Raw genomic sequence first — 10,923 nt, 5'->3', positions numbered from 1 at the left:
GAGAGTTTTCTTTCTCAAGTTCTTTCAGCTTTTTAGCATCGGAAGAAGTCATTCCTCCGTATTGCTTACGCCAACGATAATACGTTTGCTCTGTTACTCCGAGCTGCCGTGAGGTTTCAGCAATCGTCTTTCCTTGTCCGCACAGGATTTCCGCTTCTCTTAAATGCACGATGATTTGTTCTGCCGTATACCTTTTCTTCCCCATGTTTTTCGCTCCTTTTTAAGTTAGTCTAGCATACTTTTTTCTAACTTAAAATCTGGCTCGATTTTCGGGGGGCATGCCAATATTGCCGGAACTTGTGCTCCTGCGATTGGAAAAGATGGAGCGGTGAAAGGCGCAATCGTGAATTTCCGCGATATTACGACGGCTTGGCAGAAACAGAAGCGTGATGAATACTTAAGCCAACATGATGTCTTAACAGGAGCATTTAATCGGTTCTTTTTTAAAAAACGAATTGAAGAAGAAATATCATGGTCTGAGCGGTATCAGGAGCCGCTTAGTATGATGATGCTTGATTTGGATTATTTTAAAAGAATTAATGATACTTGGGGCCATCCTGTGGGCGATTTTGTGTTAAAAGAGCTGGCCCAGCTTGTTCGTGGTTTGATTCGCAAAACGGATTTTTTGGTGCGCTTAGGGGGCGAGGAATTTATTGTCGTTATGCCGCAGACGAATAGCGGCGATGCAGTTAGTGCAGCGGAAAAAATTCGCGCTCATTTAGGAAATCATGAGTATCCATTGGTGGGGCAAATTACAGTTAGTATTGGCGTAGCGGAGCATGTAGAATTAGAATCGTTTGACAGCTGGTACGAACGCGTGGACAGCGCCATGTATCGGGCTAAAGAAAATGGGAGAAATTGTGTTGCTAGTGCCGATGGGCAAGAAATACGTTCGATTGCAAGCGCTTTGCCAAAATGGAGAGAAGAATGGGAAAGCGGTCATGCCGGCATTGATAAACAGCATCGCGAACTGATTGAGATGGGCAAGGATCTTTATGATTTATCAATTCAAGGAACGGAGCCTCAACTTGTATTAAAACAATTAGATCAAGTACTGCAGTATCTTGAAGAGCATATTGCCTATGAAGAGGAAATTCTGGTTCAAACCGGCTATCCAGAGTATGCGCGGCATAAAGAAATTCACGACGGATTGATCGATATTTCATTCAAATTGAGAGAGACATACACACAGCGCAGATTGAGGCCTGCCATTTTTTTCTCATTCTTTATTGATGACTTTATTTTTGGTCATATTTTACAAGAAGATAAAGACTTCTTTCCGTACCTGAGACAGAGGAATTGATCAAGGATATAAATTTTGCGTCAATGCAGGGGAAGTAGAGAGGCCTTGCATAGTATAGTTAACCATAAAAGCCGTGCAAAAATGGGAGGTATTTCCTATTTTTGCACGGCTTTTATGTGTGGTAGCAATGAGTTAGGGCTGGGGGTAACAGAGAATATTTACATTTTGTCAATGCAGTGTTATATTGTAATAAAATAATTGTTCTGAAATATTGAAAAACAATAAGCTTTAAAGACCAAAAGTTGGGGACTTTGAGCTTGGAGTTGAGAAGCAAGAAGTCCTCTTATTACATATATGCTAAAAGCAAAATTTAAATTGGAGTTGAGGAAAAATGAACACACTGACGAACATGAAAGTGAGCATGAAGTTAGGAGTTTTAATCCTTGTGGCTTTTTTATCGTTGGGGATTGTCGGTTTTACCGGGTATTACTATCTCAATCAAGCCAGTAAAGACATAGCTATTATGTATGAAAAAAGGCTAATTCCGGTTCGTTTGTCTGTTGAAATCGCTTCATTTCTTAGAACGGCTAATGGCAATGTATTGGAATTGATGCTTACAACGGATGAGGCAAAAAACCTTGAGCTGAAGAAAGCGATAGAGGAGCGAGCTCAAGGAATTAACCAAAATATGGACAGTTTGAAGAAAATGCATTTGGATGCTAAAGCGGATGAATTGCTTGCTAAAATGGAACAGGCTCAACAAAAATACCGTGCCGCTAGAGGTCCGATACTAGAGTTGGCTTTGCAAAATAAGAACGCCGAAGCCTATGTGCTATATTCGGCGACGCTGGAGCCGCGAGCGAACGAGTATGTCGGCAGTGTGCGCGATTATACGGTACATATCCAGAAGATATCGGAGCAAATGAACGCCGATATACAAGCTGCCGAAGCAAAAGCCATACAAATTTTAATAGGCTGCATTTTGGTTGCTTGTATAATCCTGGGTTTCTTCGGCTGGATGATTAACAAAATGATTTCTCACCCCTTGCGGCTGATGGTCGCTTTTTGCGGAGAATTGGCCGCTGGCGATTTTCGTGAAAAACCGCGTAAGGTTAGCAGAAAAGATGAAATTGGGCAAGTGGCTGATGCGCTAGCGAATATGAGGAGCAATTTGCGTGGAATCTTACAACATGTCAACGAATCGACCGAGCACGTGGCTGCTTCCTCCGAAGAGCTGACTGCCAGTTCCGAACAATCGGCTCAGGCTGCCAATCAAGTGGCCGCTTCAATTACGGATGTAGCTAACGGAGCGAATAAGCAGCTGGTAGCGGCGAATGAAGCGTCCGACGTGGTTTCTCAGATGTCCGCGAGCATTCAGCAGGTTGCAGCAAATACCAATCTTGTTGCGGAGCAATCCGCACAGGCGGCTGGCAAAGCTAAAGAAGGTGGCGCTTCTGTTGAAAAAGCAGTGGCCCAAATGGTGCGCGTTGAAGAAACTGTTAATGCTTCAGCGAGTGTGGTAGCAAAACTAGGCGAGCGGTCAAAAGAAATTGGACAGATCGTTGACACTATTTCCGGTATTGCCGGGCAAACAAACCTTCTTGCGCTTAATGCGGCAATAGAAGCGGCACGCGCTGGAGAACAGGGGCGCGGTTTTGCGGTTGTGGCGGAGGAAGTACGCAAACTTGCGGAGCAATCGCAGGAAGCTGCCGGCCGAATTGCCAATATGATTGGAGAAATTCAAGGAGATACCGGAAAGGCCGTTTCGGCAATGAATGAGGGAACGCGCGAAGTCAAAACAGGCGCAGAGGTGGTTAGTGATGCTGGAGATGCCTTCCAAGAGATTGTGAAGCTGGTATCGGATGTTTCCGGACAAATCATGGAGATCTCTGCGGCTATTCAGCAGATGGCAAGCGGAAGCCAACAAATTGTGGAAACGGTTAAGACCATCGATGGTCTCAGTAAATCCTCTGCAGCCGAAGCGCAGAGCGTATCCGCAGCTACGGAGGAACAACTGGCTTCTATGGAAGAAATTGCGTCCGCCAGCCAAACGCTGGCATCCTTGGCTCAGGATTTACAAAAGGAAGTTTCAAAATTTCAGATTTAGTTAAGAGCGGTGAACAAACGAAGTTCCTGTTACTAATAGGGATGGAATATTTGGCCATAGGCTCTAATTGAGCGCAAAAAGTCGTGAACGTTAAAAAACGTTCACGGCTTTTTAGCTTAAAATCAGAAGAGCAGGGTTACTGTCGATGGAAAATACATTGGAAATGGGTAGTGGTCGGAGATGGATTGTAGTAATGATGCGGTTGGTCGGCTCGAAAGAAGAGAGTGTCGCCCTCTGATAAATTGGAAGAGCGCCCATTAATAGTTACAATTAAGGATCCTTCTAGTACAAAGACGTATTCAGTAGAATACGCGTCATGGGGAGCCGAATTGTGTGTGTGCATCGAGTCAAGCTCGGCAATGAAAATGCCAACAGGAGAAAAGGAATTCGAAAAGATCGGCCATAAACGCAAGCCAGCGTCGTTGTCGATGAGTGGAGGTTTTGATTTTTTACGTACAATTTCAAGGGGATATTCATGAGTTTCCAATAAATCACCTAGAGCAACTCCTAGGCCGACAGCTATTTTCCAAAGGGTATTAATGGTTGGGTTGGAATCGCCGCGTTCGATTTGGCAGAGGAGGGCTTTGCTAACCCCGGAAGATTCGGCTAGTTTGTCAAAACTGAAATTTTTTTCTTTGCGCAAACGAATTACATTTTGGCTGATGATTTCGTTCAGGTTGTTCAAAATAAAAACTCCTCTTCGTGAGAATGTGGGATAGTAATTACCTTGCCTTACTTTATTTTATAGAGCTAATTATGTTCAGAACATGATACAGAGTAGGCTAGAAATATTGTATCATACTCTAATGGCTGGGTAATAATGTAATTGAATAGATTTTATAAATTTACAACATGTAAAGGATGATTTTGGAAATAAATACAATATAATATTAAAAATGAAAAGGAGCGAGTGGAAAAGGAGAGAAGGGAATAAGAAGTAAAGCGGAAGACTACGAGTGTAGTCCGCTTTCTTCGACGCACTAGTAATGCAACAAACTGAAACGGAGGAGGGATCAATTGTTTAATACAGTGCAGCCGTCTCCCGGTAAGCAGGAAGTGTTAGGAAAGAGAATGTATTTTTTAGATCATTTGCGGTCTTTTATTATTATCTTGGTTTTGGGGTATCATGGGGCGTTAGCCTATATGGTTCGGGGGCCGCAATGGTATTATGTGGTTGATACGCAAAATAGCTTTCTCTTTAATGTTATTGTGACTATTAGTGATGTCTTTGTAATGCCGACTTTATTTTTTCTTGCTGGATTTTTTGGCATTCGCTCATTGTTGCGAACAGGTCAAGTCGTTTTTTGGAGGAGCAAACTAGTAAGGATTATCATTCCTTATTTTGCGGGGATTTTACTTTTAGCGCCAGCTGTGAACTATATTTATTTTTTAAGTCGTTTGGATACGCCGCCAGCGTACTTGGATTATTGGTGGAATATTTTTTTTGGTCTGGCGCGCCAACATGCGCATTTGTGGTTTTTGGGTGTTTTGACGGTGTTCTTTCTAGGATTATCGATCCTCTTGCGTTTCTATAAACCGTTGGAATGCGTTGCTAGGCAGCCCGAGATACCGTCAAATAAACTCATTGTTGGCTTCGGGCTGGCGACAAGTATCGCTTTTTTTAGTGCAAAGCAATTTGTTGATGATTTTACCTGGATTATGATTCCTAATGTGATCATGTTTCAACCGACGCGCTGCACTTTTTATATTTTCTATTTTGCGTTAGGTGTTTATGCGTATCGTAAACAGTGGTTTGCTACTTGCGGCTATATGCCGAGGGTCAAGTTTTGGCTACCAATGGCTATTTTATTGGGAGGTGTTTATGCCCGCTATAGAATGGTCTTATGGTCTAAGCGAGAATTGACGGTAGTCATGCTTGGCAATGATGTATTATATGGCTTTTTCTGTTTGGCAGCCGTATTGGGTTTGATTGCATTGTTTCATCAGCGGATGAATTACACTGCGAATTTATTGCGTAAACTAGCCGGAAATTCTTATGCTATTTATTTTATTCATCAGCCTATTTTAATGTTGAGCATATTGGCGATGCGTGCCTATCCCCTGCCTGTGGGTATAAAGTATATGCTTGCTTGTTTTTTCGCTTTGGTGATTTGCTTTTTGATTTCTGAACTTGCTCTTTCCCGCTTAAAGCCTTTTCGCGTGACAAAAAAGCGGGCTAATGAAAATGAAGAATGCCTTAAGGCATAGGTGCGGTGCTTTAGCATCTCAGTAATAGTGATACAAGGCTGTGTTTCTTGATGAATTCAAGAGAGGCAGCCTTGTTTAGTTTCCTGTGAGCGGGACTGTTCAGAGATAACTAAGAATGGGTAAATCACCCGTCGGGTGATATCGGTTAGGGAAAATACCTTATACAATGATAGTGTTAGGGATTTTTGGAAGCAAAAAGCAAGGAGGCATGAGTATGAAAAAATGGATGCAAGTAGTGTTGGTATGTGTTGCTGTATGCATAGGGAGCGCATTTTTAGGGGCGGAGCGGGTAGAGGCCGCGGAAAAGGTCGTTTGGACAACGACGAATTTGTATTATGAGTTGGACGGGCAAGGGCGTCCTCAAAATGTTCTCGTAATCGAAGGGTATTTTACAAATCATACGGATAAGTATATTAACTATATTTACGAACTAAACCTGTCCGCTACCATGAGAGCTGATATTGGGGCAGGGTATGTAGATACTGTGAAGGGAACGTTTCGAAGTTTTGAAAAGATGATTGACCCTCATAGTGAGTCGGCCCATACCTTTAGAATTACAAATGCAAAAATCGTTTGGCCTATTGAAGAATATGAAGTGGTTCAAGGCTATACGAAATGGAAGCAAAGTGATGCTGCTGGTTGAGTCGGCTTGAGGGGAAAATGAGATGAGCAGATGGGTCCTGTGAGTTACTTGATGGTGAGATCAAAAAAATGGAGGATGAAATTATGATGACGCGTTTATTGATGGCGGGGCTGCTTTCCATGGCGGTATTGCTCGCCGGATGTTCCAATAGCCCGGAAGATGCAAAAAAAGAGCTGGCTGATAAAAAAATTCAATACAATGAGCAGAGTTTTGTGAAAGCGATAGAGGATCAAAAGAAGGATATTGTTGAGCTGTTTATTGAAGCGGGCATGAGCCCGAATGTTACAACCGCTAATGGTACTCCGTTGGTAACCGCAGCGGCAACTGGCAATGTAGAGATGGTTAAATTTTTGGTTGAAAAAGGGGCGGACGTAAATAGTAAAAGTAAAGATAAAGGGGAGTTAACGTCGCTGTTTGCTGCTATTCTGGGGGGCGGGAAAGACAAAGACAAGCAGGAGACGGTTAAGTTTTTGCTAGATAAAGGGGCGGATGTGAATGCGCGCTTTACTTCTAAAGGGTTTGAGGCAACGCCGTTGATGATGGCAGCGGCGGAAAAGGATACAGAGATCGTTCGGTTATTGCTGGCTAAGAAGCCGGATGTTCAAGCGATAGATGCTGGTACGGGTCTGAATGCGTTGATGATGGCTGTGCTTAACAATAATATTGAAAATACCAAGGAGCTTTTGGCGCAAGGCGCTGACGTGAAGTAAGAAGGCAAAAAACAATGTTACGGCGCTTGCGTTGGCTAAACAAGAAAAAAATAAGGAAATGATTACGATTTTGACGAATGCGGGAGCTAAGTAAAAAAAGGAGAATCGCAACCATGTGTTGCGATTCTCCTTTTATCATCCTGATTCCAGCTGGTTTCAGAATTGCTATCAGCCGCATGCTGATAACTTTTCTTCCAAGAACAACGCTCGTTCTTGCTCCCAACTCATGCCACTCTGTGATCTCATCCCTTCTGTTGGCATGACGACTAACTCAGTCGCTCAGGATACAGAACTCGTCGGATGAGATGTTGAAGTGGGCTATCTGATCTTGCTTTGCCCCACTTATGACTCTTTGATCCCTTTATGACCCTTTGACCAAACGGCCCTCTTCTTACTTTTATAGTACATCACCAAGAGATTAATGTCAACGTGGAAGGGAATTTATATTGTATTCATCGGCAAGATTTTCATTGAAAACCTTAAATACAATACTCTTGCGTTCGTTCGCTTTTAGCGGGTTCCCAATACTTCGCCATCAGACAGCGCCGCCTGCGCTGCGGCCAAACGAGCTACGGGCACGCGGTAGGGAGAGCAGCTGACAAAGTCTAAGCCGATTTCATGACAGAATTGGATGGAGCTTGGGTCGCCGCCATGTTCGCCGCAGATGCCAATCAGAAGCTCCGGGCGGGTGGCGCGGCCGCCAGCGACAGCCAGGCGCATCAGCTTGCCGACGCCTTGGCGGTCCAACTCGACAAAGGGATTGGTTTTAAGAATCTTCTGCTCCAAATAATACGGCAGGAATTTTCCTTCCGCATCGTCGCGGCTGAAGCCGAGGCAAGTCTGAGTTAGGTCGTTGGTGCCGAAGCTAAAGAACTGCGCGCTGGCGGCCAACTCGTCCGCCAGTAGGGCGGCCCGGGGCAGCTCGATCATGGTGCCGGCGGTATAGTGGAACTGTACCTGGCGTTCTGCCATGACTTCCTGCGCAATGCGGTCAATGCGTTCTTTGAAAAAATCCATTTCCTCCCGGCTGAGGGTGAGGGGAATTTCTACTTCAGGAAGTACTGTGAGGCCTTCTTTAGTCAGTCTAGCGGCGGCATTCATAATGGCTTGGATTTGCATATCGTATACTTCGGGATACGTAATGCCTAAGCGGCAGCCGCGGTGTCCCAGCATGGGGTTGAATTCGTGAAGGTGACGGACTTTTTTGAGGAGGAGTTCTTTTTGCGCCAGTTCCTGAGGAGCGTTGCCCAAGGTTCGAAGACGAGTGGTTTCTACGAGCAGCTCTTCCAGACTGGGCAAGAACTCATGGAGCGGCGGGTCCAGCAGACGGATGCAGACCGGATAGCTTTCCATAGCTTTTAAGATGCCGTAGAAGTCGTTTTCTTGCATAGGCAGTAAATGTGTTAATGCATCTTGACGCGCTTCTAGGGTTTCGGAGAGAATCATCTGCTGCACATAAGGAAGACGATCTTGGGCCATAAACATATGCTCCGTGCGGACCAGCCCGATGCCGGTGGCTCCGAAGGAACGCGCTTTGGCGGCGTCTTCCGGGGTATCGGCGTTAGCGCGGACATCCAGGCGGCGATATTCGTCGGCCCAAGCTAAAAGAGTCAGGTATTCCGGTGAGAGTTCCGGCTCTTTTAAGGGGATGGAACCGCTGATGACCCGGCCGGTGGCGCCGTCAATGGAGAGGAGATCGCCTTCCTTCAAGGTTAAATCGCCGATGCTCAAGGTTCTGGCATGATAATCGATGCGAGCGGCTTCGCAGCCGCAAACGCAGGGTTTGCCCATACCGCGGGCTACCACAGCGGCGTGGCTGGTCATGCCGCCGCGGCTGGTGAGAATACCTTGGGCCATGACAATGCCATGAATGTCGTCGGGAGTCGTTTCAGTGCGAACTAAGAGGACTTTTTTGCCTTGGCGTCCTAATAATTCGGCTTCGTCTGCGTCAAAGACAATCATTCCGGAAGCGGCGCCAGGCGAAGCGGGCAGGCCTTGGGTCAGAACGTCGAGCTTAGCGGAGCTGTCGATCTGGCGGTGCAACAATTGGCCAATTTGCGCCGGTTCTACCATAAGCAGTGCGTCAGCGCTGCTTACCAGGCCTTCTTGTACTAAATCATGAGCTACTTTGACGGCCGCGGCGGCAGTGCGTTTGCCGTTGCGAGTCTGCAGCATATAGAGCTTGCCTTTTTCGATGGTGAACTCGATATCTTGCATGTTCTTATAGTGTGTTTCTAAGGTTTTTACGATTTTACGGAATTGTTCATAGACGTGCGGCATATCGTCCGCCAACTTTTCAATGCTTTGGGGCGTGCGAATGCCGGCGACAACGTCTTCGCCTTGGGCATTCATTAAGTACTCGCCGTAGAGTTTGTTTTCACCGGTGGAAGGATTACGGCTGAAGGCGACGCCGGTGCCGGAGTCATTGCCCATGTTGCCGAAAACCATGGACTGGACATTGACGGCGGTACCCAGGTCGTGGTCGATCTTATTTAGGTTGCGATAGACAATGGCCCGGTCGTTATTCCAGGAGCGGAAAACGGCGGTAATAGCCATGAATAGCTGTTCTTTAGGTTCTTCCGGGAAGTAACGACCGCTGTGTTCGTGAACCAGTTTTTTATACTGGCGAATGACTTCCTTGAGAGCGTCGGCGCTGAGATCTTGGTCGAAGCGAACGCCTTCCGCTTCCTTGACGTCATCAAGACGCTGCTCGAATTCGTATTTATGGATGTCCAAAACGACGTCGGAGAACATTTGGATAAACCGACGATAGGAGTCGTACGCAAAACGCTCGTTGCCGGTAGCTGCGGCTAAGCCTGCGACGGTGTTGCTGTTCAGGCCGAGGTTTAAAATAGTATCCATCATGCCGGGCATGGAGAAAACGGCGCCGGAACGAACCGATACCAACAACGGGTTGGAGGCGTCCCCGAAACGCTTGCCGGTTTGTTCTTCCAAGACGGCTAGTTGACGGGATACTTCTTCTTCCATACCTGCAGGTAGTTTGGCGCCTTGGGCATAGTATTCGCGGCAGCCTTCGGTGCTGATGGTGAAGCCGGGAGGCACGGGCAGACCTAAATTGGTCATTTCAGCTAGATTGGCGCCTTTACCTCCTAATAGTGAGCGCATTTCGGCGCTTCCTTCCGCGAAAAGATATACATATTTTTTCATCGTAATTCGGCTCCCTTCCGGTAATATTCTAATACTTTAGCGGCGGTTTCTTCGGTGGCTTTATTCGTAACGTCGATAATCGGGCAGCCGATTTTTCGCATAATGCGCATGGCATACTCGATTTCTTCGAGGATACGGTCAAAGTTGGCGTATTCCGCTGTTTGCGCTAGCCCCATGGTGCGTAGACGTTCGCGGCGTATTTCATAAAGATGGTCCGGTTTGATGGTAAGACCTACCGCTTTACTGGCCGGTACTTGAAAGAGTTCCTGCGGTACGGTCACTTCCGGAACCAGCGGCAGATTGGCGGCTTTAAGTCCTTTGTGCGCCAGATACATGCACAAAGGCGTTTTGGAGGTGCGCGATACGCCTGTGACGACGATATCCGCTCGCAGTAAACCGCGCGGCTCTTTGCCGTCGTCGAATTTGACGGCGAATTCAATGGCCTCAATGCGATTGAAGTACGCTTCGTCGATTTTGCGCAGGATGCCAGGCTCGTTGCGCGGGTCTAAACCGCTGATCTGTGTGAGGGCGTCAACAACAGGGCCCATTACATCCACACAGGTTAAATTCAACTTTGCAGCCTTGGCTTTCAGGGCTTTACGTAAATTGGGGCTAACTAAAGTGTAAATCACAGCGGCGTTGGCAGTGGCGGCAGCTTCCTGCAAAGCTTCCTCTACTTGGTAAACGGAAGCCAGGTAGGGCATGCGGCGCAATTCGACATGACCGGCGTCAAATTGGCTGCAGGCGGCTTTGGTGACGACTTCCGCCGTTTCCCCGACTGAGTCGGAAAGCAAGAAGAGAACAGCGGGATGCGCGGACGTACCGGAATGAGTCATGAAGAAAC

At 46.5% G+C, this 10,923-nt stretch carries 9 protein-coding genes; 5 read left to right on the top strand and 4 right to left on the bottom strand.

From position 1 onward, the window contains the following. Nucleotides 1-205 (bottom strand): transposase (locus C508_RS0113080; protein WP_018704018.1); only part of this gene is annotated, 205 nt, incomplete at its 3' end. Nucleotides 206-328: 123 nt separating this feature from the next. On the opposite strand from C508_RS0113080, the gene C508_RS0113075 reads away from it, so the two are divergent. Both C508_RS0113075 and C508_RS0113070 read left to right on the top strand, forming a co-directional pair. Further along, the gene (locus C508_RS0113075; RefSeq protein WP_018704017.1) at nt 329-1,303 is read left to right on the top strand and encodes a diguanylate cyclase; all 975 of its coding nucleotides are present in this window, start codon (nt 329-331) and stop codon (nt 1,301-1,303) included. A 331-nt stretch (nt 1,304-1,634) separates the two neighbouring features. Beyond that, entirely contained in the window at nt 1,635-3,350 is a 1,716-nt protein-coding gene (locus C508_RS0113070; protein WP_018704016.1) for a methyl-accepting chemotaxis protein, read from the top strand. Nucleotides 3,351-3,486: 136 nt separating this feature from the next. Here the strand turns inward: C508_RS0113070 and C508_RS0113065 are convergent, their stop codons facing one another. Beyond that, a complete protein-coding gene (locus C508_RS0113065; RefSeq protein ID WP_018704015.1) occupies nt 3,487-4,035 on the bottom strand; it encodes a helix-turn-helix domain-containing protein in 549 nt (182 codons plus the stop codon). A gap of 332 nt (nt 4,036-4,367) precedes the next feature. Here C508_RS0113065 and C508_RS0113060 point away from each other — a divergent pair, with 332 nt between their 5' ends. The 3 genes from C508_RS0113060 to C508_RS0113050 all read left to right on the top strand — a co-directional run bounded on the left by C508_RS0113060 (nt 4,368) and on the right by C508_RS0113050 (nt 6,911). Continuing rightward, nucleotides 4,368-5,558 (top strand): acyltransferase family protein, encoded by a 1,191-nt coding sequence (locus C508_RS0113060; protein ID WP_018704014.1) that lies wholly within the window; start codon nt 4,368-4,370, stop codon nt 5,556-5,558. A gap of 214 nt (nt 5,559-5,772) precedes the next feature. Then, a complete protein-coding gene (locus C508_RS0113055; protein WP_018704013.1) occupies nt 5,773-6,201 on the top strand; it encodes a hypothetical protein in 429 nt (142 codons plus the stop codon). An 83-nt stretch (nt 6,202-6,284) separates the two neighbouring features. Further along, complete coding sequence (locus C508_RS0113050; RefSeq protein WP_018704012.1) at nt 6,285-6,911, top strand: ankyrin repeat domain-containing protein; 627 nt, start codon at nt 6,285-6,287, stop codon at nt 6,909-6,911. Between the two features lie 510 nt (nt 6,912-7,421). Here C508_RS0113050 and ppdK read toward each other — a convergent pair. Next, entirely contained in the window at nt 7,422-10,079 is a 2,658-nt protein-coding gene (ppdK, locus tag C508_RS0113045) for a pyruvate, phosphate dikinase (RefSeq protein WP_018704011.1), read from the bottom strand. Further along, entirely contained in the window at nt 10,076-10,915 is an 840-nt protein-coding gene (locus tag C508_RS0113040; RefSeq protein WP_018704010.1) for a pyruvate, water dikinase regulatory protein, read from the bottom strand. Before C508_RS0113040 ends, ppdK begins: the two co-directional genes overlap by 4 nt. Between the last annotated feature and the right edge of the window lie 8 nt (nt 10,916-10,923).

Source organism: Anaeromusa acidaminophila DSM 3853, assembly GCF_000374545.1.
Taxonomy (GTDB): Bacteria; Bacillota; Negativicutes; order Anaeromusales; family Anaeromusaceae; genus Anaeromusa; species Anaeromusa acidaminophila.
The sequence above is the reverse complement of the archived record's forward strand: the minus strand, read 5'-3'. Positions and strand labels throughout refer to the sequence as shown.

Excerpts from the sequence above, each read along its gene's own strand:
- C508_RS0113070 (WP_018704016.1), top strand. The coding sequence starts at position 1,635 with ATGAACACACTGACGAACATGAAAGTGAGCATGAAGTTAGGAGTTTTA.
- C508_RS0113055 (WP_018704013.1), top strand. The coding sequence starts at position 5,773 with ATGAAAAAATGGATGCAAGTAGTGTTGGTATGTGTTGCTGTATGCATA.
- C508_RS0113050 (WP_018704012.1), top strand. The coding sequence starts at position 6,285 with ATGATGACGCGTTTATTGATGGCGGGGCTGCTTTCCATGGCGGTATTG.
- ppdK (WP_018704011.1), bottom strand. The coding sequence starts at position 10,079 with ATGAAAAAATATGTATATCTTTTCGCGGAAGGAAGCGCCGAAATGCGC.
- C508_RS0113040 (WP_018704010.1), bottom strand. The coding sequence starts at position 10,915 with ATGACTCATTCCGGTACGTCCGCGCATCCCGCTGTTCTCTTCTTGCTT.